Here is a 17,244-nt window from a genome sequence, read left to right on the forward strand (position 1 = left end):
GGTTCCCAGGCTTACAGGGCCTGCATCAGGGCCTGCATCATCTGGTTCTCGGCGGTGATCACCTTCGAGTTGGCCTGGTAGTTGCGCTGCGAGGTCATCAGGCCGACCAGTTCCGAGGTGATGTCCACGTTCGAGCCTTCCAGCGTGCCCTTGGAGAGCTTGCCGGCCAGGCCGTTGCCCGGGGTGCTGTACAGCGGCGCGCCCGAGCCGTTGTTGGCGATCCAGCTGGTGTCGCTGGTCTGGGCCAGGCTGCCTTCGTCCGGGAAGGTGGCGATCGCCAGGGTGCCGACCACCTGCTGCTGCTCGTTGCTGTACTTGGCCAGGACCGAGCCGTCTTCGGCCAGTTCGACGCCCACGAAGGCGCCGGAGGCATAGCCGTCGCTGCGGTTGGTGGTGGTGGTCGGCTCGCCGGCGAACTGGGTGGTGCCGCTGTAGTCGACGGTGAACGCGAGCGCGGTGGCGCCTGGCGCCGGCACGGTCATCGAGGCGCTCTTCGTGCCCGGCGGCAGCTGGCCGTTGGTGTCGAAGGTGAGCTTGGTGGGTGTCGCGGTCGGCGCCGCGCCGTCGAAGGCGTAGTACACGTCGATGGTGTTGGCCGGGGTGGCGGCCTTGACGAAATACTGCGACACGGTGTGCTGGTTGCCGATCGAATCGAACAGCACCGACTGCTTGACCATGTTGTAGCTGGTCGAGTCGGCGGGGTCGAACGCGGTGCTCGGGTTTTTCCAGTCGGCCGACATGTTGCCGACAAAGCTGATGCCGGTGCTCGCCTTGGCCGGGATCTGGCCGGTCGGGATCCTGATGTCGCCCATCACGCCCAGCACGCCGCCCACGGTCGGGCCGTAGCCCTGCACATTGCGGCCGGCGGCGTCGACCAGATAGCCATCCTTGTTGGCGTTGAAGATGCCGACGCGGGTGTACTGCATCACGCCCTGGGCGTCGCGGCTGGTGAAGAAGCCGCGGCCCTGGATGGCGGCGTCGAGGCCGCGGCCGGTGGTCTGCAGGCTGCCGTTCTGGCCGATGTTCTGGGTCAGCGAGGCGATCTCGACGCCGTTCGCCTGTTCGCCGGCATACACCGAGGCGAAGTTGGCGCGGCTGCTCTTGAAGCCGTAGGTGCTGGCGTTGGCGATGTTGTTCGAGACGGCTTCCAGCTGCTCGTTGATGGCCTGGATGCCGGACAGTGCGATATTGAAGCTCATGGCGTTCCTTTCAGTGTTCGGTGGAGGCGAGGGCAGTGGCCTTGCCGTTGAAGCCGGTGATTGCCGATGGCGCGACGTCGCCGATGCCCGCGACCTGCAGCAGGATGCCGCCGGCGGCCGACATGCGGACGCCGTCGAGGCGGCCCGTGACTTCGACCGCGGGCCGGGTGCCGTCCGCGGCTTCGGCAGCGATGCTGTAGTTGCCCGGGGCCAGGCCGAGGGCGACCGGATCGATGGTGAAGGGCAGGTTGCCGGCGCCGTGCGAGGGCAGGCTGATACGGTGCTGCTGGCCGTCGGCGCCGGTCAGGACCAGGTTGGTGACGCTGCTGGCGCCGCCAAGCTGCACGGTGCCGCTGAGCTTGTCCTCGGCCAGGCGCACGCGGCTGGTCTCGACCGAGACCTCGCTGCCGACCTGGGCGCCCATCGCCAGCACCTGCAGGCTTTGCAGCACGCTGGCGCTGGCGCTGGTGGTCTGGGCCAGATTCTGCAGCGCTTCGGTCTGCGACAGCTGCGACAGCTGGTTGACGAACTGGCTCGGGTCCGAAGGCGCGAGCGGGTCCTGGTTGCGGATCTGGGCGACCAGCAGCTTGGTGAACATGTCCTTGTTTTCGCTGGTGGCGACGCCGGTGGAGTTGGTGGCCACCGCGTTGTCGCTGGCGGGCGTGGCCGAGGCCGGGAAGCCGAAGCCGTTGTTGGTGGTCGTGACCATGATCAGCCCTCGCCCATCTTCAGCAGCGACGCCTGCATGTTCTTGATGCGGCCCATGACCTCGACGTTGGTCTCGAAGGCGCGCGAGGCGGCCATCATGTCGGCCATCTCGGCCACTTCGTTGACGTTGGCGTAGTAGACCATGCCGTCGGCGTCGGCCACCGGATTGTCCGGCTCGTACATCTTGCGCAGCGGCTCGCTCGACTGGACCACGTCCAGCACCTGTACGCGGGCGCCGCCGTCCTCGCCCATGACCGACGCGAACACCGGCTTGCGCGCGCGGTAGCCTTCGGTTTCCGAGCCGGCCACGGCGTTGGCGTTGGCCAGGTTGCTGGCGATCGTGTTCAGGCGCACGGTCTGCGCCGCCATGGCCGAACCGGCGATAGTCGAAATGTCCTTGAAGCCCATGCTGGGTATCCTGGTGAGTGGCTTGGATTACTGGCCGTTGATGGCTTTGGCCAGGCCGCGCAGCTTCATGTTGATGAAGGTGAGGCTGGTCTGAAAGTCGGAAGCGTTCTGCGAGAACGCGGCCTGCTCGACGCCGATCTCGACGGTGTTGCCGTCGGCGCTCGGGTGGAAGGGCACGCGGTACAGCGGGCCGTCGGTCGACAGGGTCGGCTCGCCCGCTTCGGCATCGATCTGCTCCTGCAGGGCCGATGCAAAGTCGATGTCGCGCGCCGTATAGCCCGGCGTGCTCTCGTTGGCGATATTGGCGGCAAGCACGCGGGTACGTTCGGCGCGCAGTTGCAGCGCGTCGGCGTGCACGCCGAGGGCTTCCTTGAAATTAATCGTCATAACGAACCTCTGTCGGTGAACTGCAGTTTGTTTCTGTAAAATGGCCGCTCATTTGTTTCGATCGCGACCCTCTATTTAACAATGATTGCTTTCCGTACGGCAACCATCGGCATGCTAACATGTCTTTTATGCGCCACAGTCGATGCTGCGCAATCTATTTCTTTAACAATAGAACAAGCAGCGCGTGGACAAATCGACAAACAACTGCTAAGCAGCGGCCTGTCCGAACCACAAGTCGAACTCAGCGTGCTCAGCGCGCGTCCGGCCCCGCCATGCAGTGCGCCGGTCGAGGTCGACGCCGTCGACACCCGCCGCTTCGCGCGCATGCGCTTCGTCGCGCGCTGCCCTGTTGCGCCCGGGTGGCGCCACGATTTCGTGGTGCGCGCGCGGGTCAGCGCCCAGGTCGCCGTCAGCGCCATGCCGATCAAGGCCGGCGAAGTGCTGACCGACGAGCAGGTCACGCTCGAGCGGCGCGACGTCACCCTGATCGGCGACGCGATCGGCGCGCCCGAGGCCGCCGTCGGGCAGGCCAGCCGGCGCAGCCTGCGCGCCGGCGAAGTGCTGCGCGCCAACCAGCTGGCCGCGCCGCTCGTCGTCAAGCGCGGCGACCAGGTCCTGATGGTGGCGCGCCACGAAGGCATCGAGGTCAGCATGGCGGGAGAGGCGCTCGACGCCGGCGCCGAGGGCGCCGTGGTGCGGGTGCGCAATGCGGCAAGCGGGCAGGTGCTGCGGATGCGCGTCACCGGCGCAGGCAGCGTCGAACCGCTCGACATGCCCGCCGGCGCCAGCCGCTGAATCGGCGCCGATCGGCTTATCCTTCGCTGCGCTGCAGTTTCGTGGCCAGGCGCTCGAGCTTGGCCGCGTACGCGGGGTCGGTGGCATAGCCGCCGCGGGCCAGGCCCTGGGCAAAGGCGCGCGCGTCGCTGCCGACGCCCAGCGCGCCCTGGTAGCGCGGGTTATCGCTCAGCATCCGCGCATAGTCGCGGAAGGCGGCGCCGGCGTCCGGGTAGGAACGGAAGCGCGCGCGCGTCTTGAGCGCGGCGCCGCCCACGTATTCGGTGGTCGCCGATTCGTTCACCGCGCCGTCCCAGGCGGCGCCGGCCTTGATGCCGAACAGGTTGTGGCTCGATTCGCCGCCGGCGTTCTTCAGCGGACGCTGGCCCCAGCCCGATTCCAGCGCGGCGTGGGCCGACACCAGTTCCGGCGCCACCCCCAGCTGGCGCGCGGCCTGCTGCGCCCAGGGGGCGATGCTTTCGAGGAAGGCCTGCTGTTCCGGCGTGGTCGCCCCGGCGCCGACGCCATCCGTACCATCGACCCCGGTTTCCCCGCTGATCAGCCCCGCCGCACGGGCGCGCCACATGGCGCCTTCGGCCGACAGGCCCGCCGCGCCGCCGCCCGCATCGGAGCCGGCCGGGTCGCCGTTCTGGATGTAGGCGGCCACTTCGCCTTGCACTTCGCTGAACATGCGCCCGAAACCGGGGCCGCCGCCATCCCCCAGGCCGGCGGTCGGACGGGTGCTGGCGGTGGCCGCGGTGGGCTGCAGGGAAGGCATCGAGAAATCAGCGTGGCGCATAGGTGTCGTCCTCGCCGTGCAGCACGCGCTGCATCACGGTGTACTGTTCGGCCAGCAGGCCGCCGTTGCGGGCCGTGGCGGCCTTGCAGGCATGCACGGTGCTCTCCAGGTCGGCCCAGGCGGCCGCCAGCGCGGCTTGTGCCGGCGCGGCCAGGCTGGCGATGAAATCGGCCATGGTCGCGCCTTCGCCCAGCAGGGCGCGCACCAGCGCGACGCGCTGCTGGCGCCGGGCTTCCATCGCATCGAGCAGGGGCGCCAGTTGTTCGGCGAGCCCGGTCAGCTCGCTGCTGCGGTGGCGCAGCGCAGCCTCGAACTGGCGTTCCAGCAGGGCCAGCACCTCGGCGCTGTCGCGCACGTCGGCCTGGACGCCATCGGCAAGCAGAAGGTTGGCCTGCTGGCGGGTCATGCGCGGCGGGTTCGGGCTCATCCGCGGCCTCCGCCGTGGAAGCGCTGGATCAGGCCGGCCAGGCGGCCCGGATCGAAGGGCAGCTCGCCCTTGGCCAGCGCGTCGCGCAGTTCGGCCACGCGGGCGGCGTCGAAATCGGGCATCGCGCGCAGGGCGCCGGCCGCCGGCTGCAGCACCTCGGATTGCAGGGCGGGAGCGGCGCCGCCCGACCTTGCGGCCTCGGCAGGCGCCGGCACGCTTTCCACCGTCGTGCGCTGGATGCCGACGGTGGCGGTGGGGACAATCGCGCCGGTGATTTTCATGCGGGTTCCTCGGGTTTTCGATTGAATGCTCATGTGCTGGCCCTTACTTCGGCAACTGGCCGCGCAGCCGGTCCAGGGCGGCGCCGTCCTGCATCTCGATCGACGCTTCCTTTCCCAGCGGGGTGGTGGCGCCGGGCTTGCCGAACATCGCAGCGACCAGGCGCGACTGCTTGCTGGTCAGGATCAGCAGCTCGATGCGGCGGTTCACGCCTGCCAGCGGCTGCTGCGCGTCGATCGGCGCGCGGTCGGCCATGCCGACCACCTGCAGCACGCTCACGCTGCGCATGCCGCCGTCCATCAGTTCGGCTCGGGCCGACAATGCACGGTCGGTCGACAGCGCCCAGTTCGAATAGCCGCCCTTGTCGGAGCCGGCGAAGCGCGACGAGTCGGTGTGGCCCACGATCAGCATCTGGTTTTCCATCTGCGCGAACAGCGGTCCCATCTTGCGCAACAGCTTCACGAAGCGGCCGGTGGGCAGCGCGCTGCCACGCATGAACATGCCCTGGCGGTCGGTATCGTGCAGCATCACGCGCAGGCCGTACGGGGTGACCACGGCGTCGAGGTTGGCGGCCAGGCCCGCTTCCTGGCTCATCTCGCCCAGCGCCTTCGACAGCGCCGCCAGGTCGGCGGGCGATTCGTAGGCCACGCGCGGCTGGCTGGGCGCACCCGGATCGTTGCTGCCGCTGCTGCCGGCGGTCGGCAGCTGGAAGCGTTCGATCATGCTGCCGCTCGGCTCGGAAGCGATCGCCGGCTTGTGGCCCATGCCCTCGAGCATACCGCTGTCGGTGGCGTCGCGCACGATTTTCTTGAGATTCTGTTGTTCGCGCGAGGCAATCAACCAGAGGACGAGAAAGAGTGCCATCAATGCCAGGCAGAAGTCGGCGAAGGCCACTTTCCAGGCGCCGCCGTGCTCGTCGTGCGCGTGCTTGCCGCCGCCGCGCTTGACGATGGTGGCTTCGTGCTTGTCTTTGGTGCCCGACACGATCAACCCGCCATGCGGTCGGTGCCGCGACGCCGCTTGTTCTGCGACTCATCCTCGCCGCCCATCGCATTGATCCACTGTTCCAGCTGGGCGAAGCTGGGCTTGGTGTTCAGCTGGATCAGGCGGCGGCCGGCATCGATCGCCAGCAGGGCCGGCTTGCCGGCCACGTGGGTGCACAGCACCACCTTCACGGTTTCCATGGTCGAGGCTTCGGAATTGACCGACTGCTTCATCAGGTTGGCCAGCGGTTCCAGCAGGCCGTAGCAGAAGAAGATACCGATGAAGGTGCCGACCATCGCGGCGCCGATCTTTTCGGCGATCTCGCCCGAGTCGGCGCCGCCCGACACCGAGAACATCGCCATCACGATCCCCAGCACCGCGGCCAGGATGCCGAAGCCCGGCATCGCCTCGGCGATCTTCTGCAGCGACTTGGCCGGCTGGGTGAGTTCTTCGTGGATGGCTTCGAGTTCCTGTTCCAGCACGCCTTCCAGTTCGTGCGCGTTGATCTTGCCCATCGCCATCAGGCGGAAATTGTCGACGATGAAAGCCAGCAGCTTCGGCTCGTCCAGCACGCGCGGATAGCGCTGGAACAGCGGGCTTTCCGACGGCGCCTCGACGTGCGCGTCCAGGGCCTTCAGGCCGCCGGCGGCGGTCTGCAGCAGTTCGTACATCAGCAGCAGCAGCTGGCGCTGGAATTCCGAATCGTGCTTCTTGCGCGCGGCGACCTTCTTGAGCTGGTGGGCCAGTTCGGCCAGCACGTGCTTCGGATTGCCGAGCACGAGCGCGCCGAGGGCCGCGCCGCCGATGATCAGGAGTTCGGTCGGGTGGAAGATCGCGGAGAAGGTGCCACCCATCAGGGTGAAACCTCCGAACACGCACCCGAGCACGATTGCGATACCGAGTAATTGCTGCATGACGTACTGCCTTTCTTGTTGGCCTGCTTATTTATCTATCTTGGTCCGCTCAGGCACGCTGCAGGGCGGCCTTCATCTTCGCCAGGGCGCTCTTGTTGAGCTGGCAGACGCGGGCGTCCGACAGGTCGAGCACGGCGGCGATTTCCTTGTAGCTCAGTTCGAACTCGTAGATCATCTGGATCACGCGCTGCTCCTTGTCGTTCAGGCTGCCCAGCACCTGCTCCAGGCTGCGGCGCACCAGGTAGGCCTCTTCCGGGCTGGGGGCGCTGTGCGCGGGGTCGAGCGTTTCCTGCAGCACTTCGTCGAAGCTGAGCATCTCTTCGGCGCAGTCGTCCAGTACATGCTGGCGGAACTCTTCCGCCGTCACGCCGAGCGCGGCGGCGGCTTCCTTGTCGGTCGGCTCGCGGCCCAGCTTGCGGGTCAGTTCGCGCAGCGCGTCGCGCACCCGGTGGCTGTCCTGGCGCACCGCGCGCGGGCGCCAGTCCTGGCGGCGCAGCTCGTCCAGGATGGCGCCGCGCACGCGCAGGCTGGCATAGCCGCCGAAGCCCTGGTCCGGGATGCCGTAGCGGCGCAGCGCTTCGAGCAGCCCCACCAGGCCGATCTGCTCCATGTCCTCGCGCGAGACCGCGCCCGATACCTGCGAGTTCATCTGGCGCACGATGCGCTTGACCAGCGGCGCATAGGCCAGCAGGTGACGCTGTTCCTCGCCCGGCGTCATCCCGGCGTTGGCAGGCGCCTCGCCGTACATGGCGGCGGCGCCGGTGTCGGCATAGTCGGCTAGATAGGCCACGATGTCCCCGCTGTCCGCTGCTCAGTGTTCACTGTTACTCAATGATCAGCTTGCCGATCATGACTTCGGAAAACGGCTTTTCGTGGTTTTCCTTTTCATAACTGGCGTTGAAGGTCTTGTTCAGCTGTTCGGCATACTGTTCCACGGTCATGGCATTGGCCTCGGCCAGCGTGTGTGCGGACAGCGAGGACACCACGATGCTGCGCAGCAGCGGCAGGTGTTCCTTGGTTTCCTTTTCGAGCTCGGTGGTGGTGGCCAGCACCAGGTCCACCGACAGGTAGTGCGCCGCCGCCTCGTTCGGGGCGCGGCGCAGCATCACGATCACCTTGTCCAGGGTGACGTACTTGGTGGGTTTCTTCTCCAGCGCTTTTTTCGGCGCTTCCGCCTTGGTCCCGCCGGCATGCTGCTGGGCGGGCGCCAGGTACCACATCGCACCGCCGGCGGCGCCGGCGGCGAGGAGGGCGACGCCGAGGAAGGCGGCGGTCAGTTTGGCTTTGCTGTTCATGGATCAGTCCTTAGTAGCCGGTACTCAGGCGCGTCCGCCCAGCGAGAACGCGGCGTTCGATTGGTTGGCCTCGGCCAGGGCCGCGCCCGGGGTGCGCTCGTCCTGGTCCTGGCCCTGCTGGCGGCCGCGGCCCTGTGCATCGGCGCCGAAGGCGCCGGCCTGTGCGCCGGCCTGGGCACGCGGCGTGGCCTGGCTGACGTTGACCGAGACGTCGGTGTACTGGCGCTGTGCCAGGTCGCTGCGCAGGTTCTCGCTCACGCTGTTCAGCTGGCGCAGCACTTCGCTGTGGGTCGCGGTGATGTTCACTTCCAGGCTGCCGGCGGCGTGGCGGATCGAGATCTCGACCCGGCCCAGCATCGGCGGATCGAGGCGGATCACGGCCTGCTCGGCGTTCTTGCCGAGCTGGAGGTTCAGGCGATCGCCCAGCGCTTCGTGCAGGTTCTGGCGCCATGCGGTCGGCGGGCCGGACAGGCTCAGGGTGCCGCCGTCGCGGGGCGCGGCGTTGGCTGCGGCCGGGGCCACCCCGAAGCCGGCATGGGCGCCGGTGGCGGCATGGGGGGCAGGGGCCTGGCTGTCGGCGCCGTCGCCTGCCGCGGCCACGACCGGCTGGGCCGCGGCGGCCGGCTGCGACGCCTGCGGCACCTGCGGCAGCGTGGCGGCGCGGGCCTGCAGCGCGCCGGCCGGATCGCGCGGCGCGGGCAGGGCGGCCGCGAGCGGCGGCTCGACCGCGCCGGCGTCGCCTGCCGTGGCCGGAACCGCGTCGGCGGCGCGCGCCTGGCGCTCCGGCGTGCCGGCGCCAAGGCGCATGGCGGCGGACAGGGCGGCCGGCGTTGCCATCATCGACGGCATCAGCGGCATGTTCATCGCGACCAGCTGCGGCTGGGCGGCATCGCTGGCCGCGCTGTCTTCTTCCTGCGCATCCGCGCCCGGCGGGACGGCGCCGGCAGTTTCTTCCGGAAGCGGCTCGGCCGGCAGCGCCGCATCGGCCTGCATGAACTGCAGGAAGGGCAGCGGCACGGGCGCGCCCGGCAGGGCGGCGGCCAGCGCCGGGTCGAGCGGCAGGCCGTCCGCCGGCGCGGCATCCTTGGGCGCGGCTGCGGCTGCGGCGTCGGAGGCCGGCAGGGAAGCACTATTCATCGTGATGTTCATCGTTGGGTCATACCAGGTTCGGGTTCGCCCGCGAGGGCATAGGCCAGCCAGCCTTCCTTGTTGGCGATCATGTCGCTCATCTTCGCCTGCAGCTGGGCGCTGGCGGCGCTTGCCGCCTCGGCCGCGCCCGCGTGGGCAAGGCGCAGGCGCGCCAGGGCGGCACGCTCGCCGGCGTTCCAGGGCGTGCCGGCGGCGAGCGCCTGCAGCCGGGGGCCGAGCTCGCGCACGGCGCGGCCCAGCAGATCCCAGTCGGCGCCGGCGCCGGCGTCGACCAGCACCCGGGCCAGGCCGTCGATGGCGCGCGTCCTATCCATTGCGTTCCTGGACACCTTTCCAGCCCTGGCGGATCGTGGTCAGGATACGGATCACTTCGTCCACCATGGCCGGGTCGAGCTTGATCCCGGCGCCGTGCAGGTGGTTGGCGCAGAAATCGTAGATGCGCGCCAGGTTGGCGACGGTCTCGCCGCCCTGCTCGAAGTCGAGCGAGCTGGACAGGCCGTTGATGATCTCGACGCACTTGTCGATGCTGGCTGCCTTTTGTTCGTAGCGGCGCGCGGCGATGTGGGCGCGGGCGCGGGCCAGCTCGTCGAGCAGGCCGTCGGTGAGCAGCAGGACCAGTTCGACCGGCGAGGCGCGCGAGGTCTGCGCATCCAGGTTGACGGCATGGTAGCTGCCGTAGGCTTCTTGATAGGACATGGTGGATCCCGGTTAGGCGTTGTCAGTCTTTGTCGTTGCCGAACAGGGCATCGAACATCGACACGTTGTTGTTCATCACGCCCTGCATCGAGGCCAGGGCCGTGAACTGTTTCAGGTAGCGGTTGTAGGCCGCTTCATGCTGCTGGTCGAGGAAGGCCTGGCGGTCGGCAAGCAGTTCCTGCTTGTCGGTGGCTGCTTCCTTGCGTTTCTTGATCTGGCCGTCGGCGCTGCTGCTCCAGCCCTTGAGGAAGGTGTCGAGCGCGCCGGCGATGCCGGTCGGGGACGACGAGGAGGCGCTGCCGATGATGGCGTCGAGCCCGGTGGGCTTGAGCGCCAGCTGGGACCGCAGGCGGTCGGCGCGCACTTCCAGGCTGCCGTCCCGGGTCGCGATGATGCCGAACGAGGCCAGCGTGTCGCCGGTGGTGGTCGGGCGCAGCAAGGTGACCAGGCGGTCGTTGAGGGCGCGGATGCCGCCGTCGTGGGCGAACGCGCCCGCGGCCGCGCCGGTGGACGGGTCGCCGGCGTCGGTCAGCTTGTTCAGCATGAGCTTGAGCTTGTTGTAGGCGTCGACGAAGGCCTGCACGTTGGCCGTGGTGCCGGCGCTGTCGGCGCCGACGGTGATCGTGAGCGGCGTGTCGCCGGTCTGGTGCGCCTTGGTAAAGCTCATCTTCACGCCGTCGATGTTGGTGAAGGTGTTGGTGGTGTTGGTGATCGCGGTGCCGTTCTCGGAACCGATGCGGATCTCGGCATCCTGCGCCGCCACCAGGGTGCGCACCCGGGCCGGGTCGGCGTTCGCCGCCGCGATGCTGGCGCTTCCCCCCACCGCCGACGTGTCGATGGTGATCGCGGTGTTGGCGCCGGTGTTCTTCGCCGTCAGCACCAGTTCGGACGTGGTGCCGGTAGTGACGATCGAGGCCGTGACCAGCGAGGTGTTGCCGCTGGCGCCGTTGATCGCCGCCGCCAGTTCGCGCGGGGACAGGCTGCCGTTGGCATCGGTGTCGGCGGCGTCCAGGTCGACGTCGAAGGCGAGCGAACCGCCCATGTTGACGGCCAGGGTGCCGGTGCTGTTGCTGTCGGCCAGGCCAGCGTAGGAGACCTGGCTGGCGCTGGCGAGCTGCTTGACGAAGAACGAGTAGGTGCCGGCGGCCGCGGTGGCGCTGGCGGTGGCGCTGCCGAACGCGGTGTCGTTGAAGGTGGCGGCCTGCGCATACATGCTCTTGCCGATGCCGGTCACGCTGAGCAGGCTGCTCTGGAATGCCAGGATCGCAGAGTTCAGCTCGTTCAGGCCCTTCAGGGTGCCCTTGGCTTCCGCGCCTTGCGTATTCAGGATCTGCTGGCGCGCCATGACGTACTTGTCCGCCAGCGAATTCGCGGTGTTGATCGGATCGTAGGTCGGTGCGGTGATTGCGGATGCCATGTCGTTCTCCTTGTTCTGCTGTGTGCCGTGCTTCGTACTGCGTGCTGCTGTTGTGATGCCGTTCCGCTCACGCGGCCCGGCCTGCCAACCACGACTGCGTGGCGATATCGTCTTCGCGCTTGCGCAGCGCACGTTCCTGGTCCCGGGCGTGCAGGTCCTGCTGCTGCTCCAGCACTTTTCCCAGCAGCTCGCGGCGGGTATAGGCGTCGCTCAGCGTGCGCTGCGACACCGCCATGTTGGCCTCGTGCAGCGCCAGGTCGGTGCGGTGCAGGTCGGCCATCGCCATCACGTTCTGCTTGTAGGCGCCGCAGTTCAGCGCCAGCACCGGGGGCAGCGCGCCGGAGGCGCCGCTGCCGTTCGCCAGGGAGTCCAGGCGCGCCAGGTTGTTCTGGTAGCGCGCGCGGGTCGCTTCCTGGCTCGCCAGGTCGGCCTGCAGGCGGTCGACGTCGAGCGACCGCAGCTGGACCAGGGTGCCGAGGCTGGCGATCGTGCGCTCTTTCATGCCTGCGCTCATGCCATCATCGCTTTCAATTGTTCGACGCAGCCGTCCATCGGCGCCTGTTCCCGGGTGCCCTGGCACAGGAAGGTTTCGATATGCGGGTGCAGGCGCACCGCCTTGTCGGTTTCCGGGTCGGCGCCCGGCACGTACGCGCCGAGCGGAATCAGGTCGCGCACGCGCGCATGCTTGGCCAGCGCAGCCTTCAGCTTGCGCGCGGCGAGGGCGTGCTCCTGGCCGACCACCTGCGCCATGCAGCGCGAGATCGACTGGGCGACGTCGATCGCCGGGTAGTGGCCGCGCTCGGCCAGTTCGCGGCTCAGGACGATGTGGCCGTCGAGGATGGCGCGGGCCGAGTCGACCACCGGGTCCTGCTGGTCGTCGCCTTCGGCCAGCACGGTATAGATGGCGCTCATGCTGCCGTTCGGGTTCTCGCCATTGCCGGCCGATTCCACCAGCTGCGGCAGGTTCGAGAACACCGAGGGAGGGTAGCCGCGCGTGGCCGGCGGCTCGCCCAGCGACAGCGCCACTTCGCGCAGCGCCATCGCGTAGCGGGTCAGCGAATCGCACAGCAGCAGCACGTTCTGGCCGCGGTCGCGGAAGTGGGCCGCGACCGAGTGGCACAGTTCGGTGGCCATCACGCGCATCAGCGGCGACTCGTCGGCCGGCGCGACCACCAGGACCGCGCGCTTCAGGCCTTCCGGCCCGAGCGACTTCTCGACGAACTCGCGCACCTCGCGGTTACGCTCGCCGATCAGGCCGACCACGATCACATCGGCCACGGTCTGGCGCGTGATCAGGCCGAGCAGGACCGACTTGCCGACACCCGAGCCGGCCATCAGGCCGACGCGCTGGCCCTTGCCGATGGTGAGCATCGCATTGATGGCGCGCACGCCGACGTCGAGCGGCTCGTCGACCGGGGCTTTTCTGAGCGGATTGACTTTCGGCGGCGTGATCGACAGCGGCTGGTCGCCGCCCAGCTTGCCGAGGCCGTCGATCGGTTCGCCCATGCCGTTGACCATCCGGCCCATCCAGGACTGGCCGATCATCAGTTCGGCCTTTTCCTGGCTGGGGAGCACGCGCGCGCCGGTCGCCAGTCCGGATGCCTTCTTGAAGGGCATCAGGTAGCTGATCTTCTCCTTGAAGCCGACCACCTGCGCGTCCAGCCAGCCGCCATCGACGGTCTCGATGCGGCAGCGCTGGCCGGTGTGCAGCGGGCAGCCGCTCGACTCCAGCAGCAGGCCCTGGGCGCCCACCAGGCGGCCGGTCGGGGTGGCGACCGGCACCGTCCCCAGCTCGACCGCGCGCAGTCTGGCGGCGAGGGCCGTCATTCGCCGTCCTCCTCGTCGAGGAGCTGTTCGCGCACCTGGTCCATCACCGCCGACAGGCGGCCCTGGCAACCGGCATCGACTTCATTGTCGCCGGAGCGCACCCGGCATTCGCCCGGCTCGAGGGCGGGGTCGGGCAGCAGGGTCCATTTCTTGGCGCGTTTCGGATCGAGTTCGAGCACGCGGCGCAGTTCTTCCGGATTCAGGAACACTTCGACCTGGTCGCGCGAAGGCGGCATCACGCTGAGCGCCTCCTCGACCAGGGCCAGCAACTGCACAGGCTGCAGTGCCAGCTCGGCGCGGATTACCTGGCGCGCAATCTTGCCGACCAGCTCCACGACTTCCTTGCGTTGCGCGGCGCGCATGTCGGTCTTGAGTTTTTTCAGGCCCTTGAGCATGGCATCGATCGGCTTGGACAGCTGCTCGAACTCGGCCAGCGCCATGGCGCGGCCTTCCTCGATGCCGCGCTGCAGGCCCTCGGCCTGGCCGGTCGGGTAGCCGTCGGCGCGGCCCTGGTCCAGGCCGGCCTCGTAGCCTTCGCGCTGCCCCTGGCGATAGCCGTCGCTGAGGGCGGCCTGCCATTCCTCGGCCGAGCCGGCGCCCGCGCCCGAGCCGGCGGCGCCGGAACCTTTCGGCAGCGCGCTGGTGAGCTGGTACAGCGGCGGGAAGTGATAGGACCGGAATTGCTTCATTCGGCGGTCGCCTCGGCAAACAGGGCGATGTCGATTTCGCCGGCATCGGCCAGGGCCTTGACGGTGGCCATGATCTCGCGGCGGGTCTGCTCGATGCGCGACATCGGAATCGGGCCCGAACGACGCATCAGGTCCTCGAAGCTCTGCGCCTGGCGCTTCGGCATGGCGCCCAGGACCGCGTCGCGCAGCGCCGGTTCGGCGCCCTTGAGCGCGATCGCCCACTGCTCGAGCGGCACTTCGTCGAGCAGGCGGGTGATGACCTGTTCGGTCTGGCGCGACAGGATGAAGAAGTCGTACATCGACATCTCGATCTGCGACACCACCTCGGGATCGTGGGCGCGCAGCAGTTCCACCATGCCGGCGCGGTTGTCCTGCAGGCGGTTGAGGATCTCGGCGACCTGGCGCACGCCTTCCACGCTCGCGCTCTGGGTATCGAGCGCGGACAGGCAGCGGTTCACCAGTTCTTCGAGTTCGTGCAGCACGTCGCGTTCGATCTCGTCGAGATGGGCCATGTTCAGCAGGACCAGTTCGCGGCCGTCGGCCGGGAGCGATTCGAGGATTTGCGAAGCCAGGCTAGGGGGCAGGAAGGCCAGGAACACGGCCTGCATCTGCACGTGCTCGGTCGCGATGAATTCGGCCAGCCACTTGGGCGAGGCGTATTGCAGGCGCGCCATCATCGGGCGGATCTCGTCGCCGTAGATCGTGTTCAGGACGCTGTTGGCGATATCGCTGCCGAGCGCCAGGTCGAGCGAGCGCTTCAGGTAGCTGCGCGAGGCGGCGTGCAGGCCGCTTTGCTGCCGGTAGTCGTCGAAGAAGTTCTGGACCGCCGACTTCACGGTGTCGACCTTGATGCCGCTCATGCGCGACATCACCTGGGTCAGTTCCAGCAGTTCCTCGCGCTCGAGGCAACGCAGCACGGCGGCGGCGCCTTCTTCGCCGATCGAGAGCAGGACGATGGCGGCCTGCTCGACCGGGGTCAGGACGGCTTCCATGCCGTCATCGTTATTCAGTTCGGCCATGTTTTTTCTGTACCCATTGTTTGACGACTTCGGCGACGCGCTCGGGTTCCTTGCCGGCGAGGACTTTGAGATGGTCGACCATCACGTCGACGGCCGAACCGGCCGGCGGCAGGTCGTAGTTTTCGAGCAGGGGGACCACCGGCATCGCGCCGGCGGCATCGGCGCCAGCGCCGCTGATCGCAACGGCGCCCGGGGCGGCCAGCGCGGCGGCGCTGCCAGCCGGGAGGGCGACGACCTTGTCCGCGCTTGCCGCGGCGCCACCAGGCATGCCCGGCAGGGCCGGCGCGGCCGGCATCAGCGGCGCTTGCGGCGCCAGGCGCGAGGTCACCGCGCGCAGCAGCGGACGGGCCAGCAGCAGGTAGGCGAGCAGCGCGCCGAGAGCATACATACCGTAGCTCGTCATGTCGACCACGTTGTCGCGTTCCTGCCACCATTCCTGGGCCACCGGCGCGGCCGGGAAGTTCAGGCTGGAGACGGTCAGCACGTCGCCACGGGCGGCGTCGATGCCCAGGCCGCCCTTCAGGATCTTCTCGATGTTGGCCAGTTCGGCCGGGGTGTAGCCGACTTTCGGGTCGGTGGCGCTGGCATTGTTCAGCACCACTGCCACCGACAGCTTCTTCAGGCGGCCACGCGAGCGCTTGATCTGGGTGATCGCACGGTCGTAGGCGTACTGGCGGGTGGTGGCGTTCTTGCGCGCGCTGCCGTTGTCCTTGGCCGCGTCCGGGTTCTGCGCATCGGCCGCATTGGCTCCGCCTCCAGCGGCCGGATCGGCCATCTGCGGCGGACGGTTCGACAGGGTGCCCGGCACGCCCAGCGCCATGCGGTTGCGCTCCATCTCCTCGCGCATCGCTTCGCTGGTGACCTTCGGCGCTTCGCCGTATTTTTCCTGGGTCTCTTCGATCTTGTCGTTGTCGACGTCGGCGGTGACGCTCAGCTTGAAGTTGTTCGCGCCCAGCACCGGCGCCAGCAGTTCGTTGACGTTGTTGCGCACCTCGTCGGTGTAGCGCCTGGCGGCCGTGTCGCCTTGCGCCTGGCCGTCGAAGCCGTCGGCCAGGTCGACCCGCGAGGACAGGTAGTTGCCGGCCTGGTCGACCAGCGACACCCGGCTTGGGTTCAGGTTGGCGACGCTGCTCGACACCATGTTGACGATGGCGGCGATCTGTTCGTTCGACAGCGAGCGGCCCGGCTTGACCGCGACCACCACCGAGGCGGAAGACTGGTCGCCGGCGCCGGCAACGAAAGAGCTCGACTTGGCGATCGCCAGGTGCACCCGCGCCGTGGCGATCGCATCCATGGTCAGGATGCTCTGCGCCAGCTCGCCTTCGAGACCGCGGCGGAAACGCACGTCCTGCACGAACTGCGACACGCCGAGCGGATCGTTGCGGTCCATCAGCTCCAGGCCGGCCGGCAGCTGGGCGGTCACGCCCTTGGCGGCCAGCAGCATGCGCACCTTGCCCAACTCGCCGGACGGCACCATCACCTGGCCGCTGTCCGGGTGGATGCGGTAGGGGACGCCTTCGGCCTCGAGCACGGTCATCATGTCGCTGGCCGCGACCTTCTCGCGCGCGCCGAAGACCGGCTTGTAGTTCGACTGGTCCTGCCACAGGAACAGCATGACGGCGGCCGTGATGGCCACGGCCAGGCCGAGCAGCAGGGTAAGGTTGTTGCGCAGCGCCGGCGGCATGTCGGGCAGTGCCAGCTTCTTGCCGCCGACGGCGGCTCTCAGGGAGGAAATCACAGGATGTTCTCTTGGCTTTTCTTGAACAGGGGCGGGCTCAGACCGGCAGCTTGATCAGCTCGTCGACGGCGCCCATGACCTTGTTCCGGACTTGCATGAGCATCGAAAACGACAGGCTGGCCTGCTGGCTGGCCAGCATGGCGCCGACCAGGTCGTCGCTCTTGCCGGCATCGACGGCCGCCATGCGGTCCGCCGCAGCGCGGTCTTCGTGGTCCACGCTGGCGATCGCGTCCTTCATGGTTTGGGTAAACGAGAACGAAGCTGGAGAATTGTTAAATGTGGAGCCGGCCGACAGGTCCGCAGCCGGGGCGATCGCAAGGCGATTGGCTTCATTTGTCAGTGCGGCAAGGTCAGCTTTGATCAAACCGGCAAGTTCAGTTCCCATTACGTCGTCCAGTACGAAAAGATGTGTTGCGCTTGTTGTGTGGAGGCGACAAATTGTGTCATCGTTTGTCGTTTTAAAGCCCGATAAAGAGCGGTGTTTGTTAAATCGATGTCTACGAACGGCCGTCTTATTCTTGACCCTCTGGCTGGG

22 protein-coding genes are annotated in these 17,244 nt (G+C 68.2%); 1 reads left to right on the forward strand and 21 read right to left on the reverse strand.

Annotation, left to right across the window (positions count from 1 at the left end; genetic code table 11):
- Positions 1-11: 11 nt before the first annotated feature.
- The 4 genes from IM543_06845 to flgB are packed head-to-tail and all read right to left on the reverse strand — an operon-like array spanning position 12 to position 2,702.
- The gene (locus tag IM543_06845) at positions 12-1,199 is read right to left on the reverse strand and encodes a flagellar hook-basal body complex protein (protein QOY95567.1); all 1,188 of its coding nucleotides are present in this window, start codon (positions 1,197-1,199) and stop codon (positions 12-14) included.
- A 10-nt stretch (positions 1,200-1,209) separates the two neighbouring features.
- Positions 1,210-1,908: a flagellar basal body rod modification protein gene (locus tag IM543_06850; GenBank protein QOY95568.1), complete on the reverse strand. Its 699-nt coding sequence runs from the start codon at positions 1,906-1,908 to the stop codon at positions 1,210-1,212.
- Between the two features lie 2 nt (positions 1,909-1,910).
- A complete protein-coding gene (gene flgC / locus IM543_06855; protein QOY95569.1) occupies positions 1,911-2,315 on the reverse strand; it encodes a flagellar basal body rod protein FlgC in 405 nt (134 codons plus the stop codon).
- 27 nt (positions 2,316-2,342) lie between these two features.
- On the reverse strand, positions 2,343-2,702 hold the full coding sequence (flgB, locus tag IM543_06860; GenBank protein QOY95570.1) for a flagellar basal body rod protein FlgB: 360 nt from the start codon (positions 2,700-2,702) through the stop codon (positions 2,343-2,345).
- A gap of 81 nt (positions 2,703-2,783) precedes the next feature.
- Here flgB and flgA point away from each other — a divergent pair, with 81 nt between their 5' ends.
- Positions 2,784-3,497 (forward strand): flagellar basal body P-ring formation protein FlgA, encoded by a 714-nt coding sequence (gene flgA / locus IM543_06865; GenBank protein QOY95571.1) that lies wholly within the window; start codon positions 2,784-2,786, stop codon positions 3,495-3,497.
- Between the two features lie 16 nt (positions 3,498-3,513).
- Here flgA and IM543_06870 read toward each other — a convergent pair whose 3' ends face one another.
- From IM543_06870 to IM543_06950, 17 genes are all read right to left on the reverse strand, one after another.
- The gene (locus IM543_06870; GenBank protein QOY95572.1) at positions 3,514-4,275 is read right to left on the reverse strand and encodes a glucosaminidase domain-containing protein; all 762 of its coding nucleotides are present in this window, start codon (positions 4,273-4,275) and stop codon (positions 3,514-3,516) included.
- Positions 4,262-4,702: a flagellar export chaperone FlgN gene (flgN, locus tag IM543_06875; GenBank protein QOY95573.1), complete on the reverse strand. Its 441-nt coding sequence runs from the start codon at positions 4,700-4,702 to the stop codon at positions 4,262-4,264. Before flgN ends, IM543_06870 begins: the two co-directional genes overlap by 14 nt.
- Complete coding sequence (gene flgM / locus IM543_06880; GenBank protein QOY95574.1) at positions 4,699-4,983, reverse strand: flagellar biosynthesis anti-sigma factor FlgM; 285 nt, start codon at positions 4,981-4,983, stop codon at positions 4,699-4,701. Before flgM ends, flgN begins: the two co-directional genes overlap by 4 nt.
- Before the next feature lie 43 nt (positions 4,984-5,026).
- Positions 5,027-5,965: an OmpA family protein gene (locus tag IM543_06885; GenBank protein ID QOY95575.1), complete on the reverse strand. Its 939-nt coding sequence runs from the start codon at positions 5,963-5,965 to the stop codon at positions 5,027-5,029.
- Between the two features lie 2 nt (positions 5,966-5,967).
- Positions 5,968-6,879 carry a flagellar motor stator protein MotA gene (motA, locus tag IM543_06890; GenBank protein QOY95576.1) on the reverse strand — a complete coding sequence of 304 codons (912 nt, stop codon included), beginning with the start codon at positions 6,877-6,879 and terminating at the stop codon, positions 5,968-5,970.
- A 49-nt stretch (positions 6,880-6,928) separates the two neighbouring features.
- Positions 6,929-7,627 (reverse strand): FliA/WhiG family RNA polymerase sigma factor, encoded by a 699-nt coding sequence (locus IM543_06895; GenBank protein ID QOY96554.1) that lies wholly within the window; start codon positions 7,625-7,627, stop codon positions 6,929-6,931.
- Positions 7,628-7,703: 76 nt separating this feature from the next.
- The gene (locus tag IM543_06900; protein ID QOY95577.1) at positions 7,704-8,174 is read right to left on the reverse strand and encodes a flagellar basal body-associated FliL family protein; all 471 of its coding nucleotides are present in this window, start codon (positions 8,172-8,174) and stop codon (positions 7,704-7,706) included.
- A 24-nt stretch (positions 8,175-8,198) separates the two neighbouring features.
- Positions 8,199-9,311 carry a flagellar hook-length control protein FliK gene (locus IM543_06905; protein QOY95578.1) on the reverse strand — a complete coding sequence of 371 codons (1,113 nt, stop codon included), beginning with the start codon at positions 9,309-9,311 and terminating at the stop codon, positions 8,199-8,201.
- Between the two features lie 8 nt (positions 9,312-9,319).
- Positions 9,320-9,637 carry a hypothetical protein gene (locus IM543_06910; GenBank protein ID QOY95579.1) on the reverse strand — a complete coding sequence of 106 codons (318 nt, stop codon included), beginning with the start codon at positions 9,635-9,637 and terminating at the stop codon, positions 9,320-9,322.
- Positions 9,630-10,019: a flagellar export chaperone FliS gene (fliS, locus tag IM543_06915; GenBank protein QOY95580.1), complete on the reverse strand. Its 390-nt coding sequence runs from the start codon at positions 10,017-10,019 to the stop codon at positions 9,630-9,632. Before fliS ends, IM543_06910 begins: the two co-directional genes overlap by 8 nt.
- Positions 10,020-10,041: 22 nt before the next feature.
- Positions 10,042-11,436, reverse strand: coding sequence for a flagellar filament capping protein FliD (gene fliD / locus IM543_06920; GenBank protein ID QOY95581.1), 1,395 nt, complete (start codon positions 11,434-11,436; stop codon positions 10,042-10,044).
- A 67-nt stretch (positions 11,437-11,503) separates the two neighbouring features.
- Complete coding sequence (locus IM543_06925; protein ID QOY95582.1) at positions 11,504-11,938, reverse strand: flagellar export protein FliJ; 435 nt, start codon at positions 11,936-11,938, stop codon at positions 11,504-11,506.
- Positions 11,939-11,946: 8 nt separating this feature from the next.
- On the reverse strand, positions 11,947-13,263 hold the full coding sequence (gene fliI / locus IM543_06930) for a flagellar protein export ATPase FliI (GenBank protein ID QOY95583.1): 1,317 nt from the start codon (positions 13,261-13,263) through the stop codon (positions 11,947-11,949).
- Positions 13,260-13,952, reverse strand: a complete 693-nt coding sequence (locus IM543_06935) for a flagellar assembly protein H (GenBank protein ID QOY95584.1) — start codon at positions 13,950-13,952, stop codon at positions 13,260-13,262. Before IM543_06935 ends, fliI begins: the two co-directional genes overlap by 4 nt.
- Positions 13,949-14,971 carry a flagellar motor switch protein FliG gene (gene fliG / locus IM543_06940; protein QOY95585.1) on the reverse strand — a complete coding sequence of 341 codons (1,023 nt, stop codon included), beginning with the start codon at positions 14,969-14,971 and terminating at the stop codon, positions 13,949-13,951. Before fliG ends, IM543_06935 begins: the two co-directional genes overlap by 4 nt.
- Positions 14,955-16,655 (reverse strand): flagellar M-ring protein FliF, encoded by a 1,701-nt coding sequence (gene fliF / locus IM543_06945; GenBank protein ID QOY96555.1) that lies wholly within the window; start codon positions 16,653-16,655, stop codon positions 14,955-14,957. Before fliF ends, fliG begins: the two co-directional genes overlap by 17 nt.
- Before the next feature lie 91 nt (positions 16,656-16,746).
- Complete coding sequence (locus IM543_06950; protein ID QOY95586.1) at positions 16,747-17,094, reverse strand: flagellar hook-basal body complex protein FliE; 348 nt, start codon at positions 17,092-17,094, stop codon at positions 16,747-16,749.
- Between the last annotated feature and the right edge of the window lie 150 nt (positions 17,095-17,244).

The organism is Massilia sp. UMI-21, from assembly GCA_015277795.1.
In the GTDB taxonomy this organism is placed as follows: Bacteria; Pseudomonadota; Gammaproteobacteria; order Burkholderiales; family Burkholderiaceae_D; genus Telluria.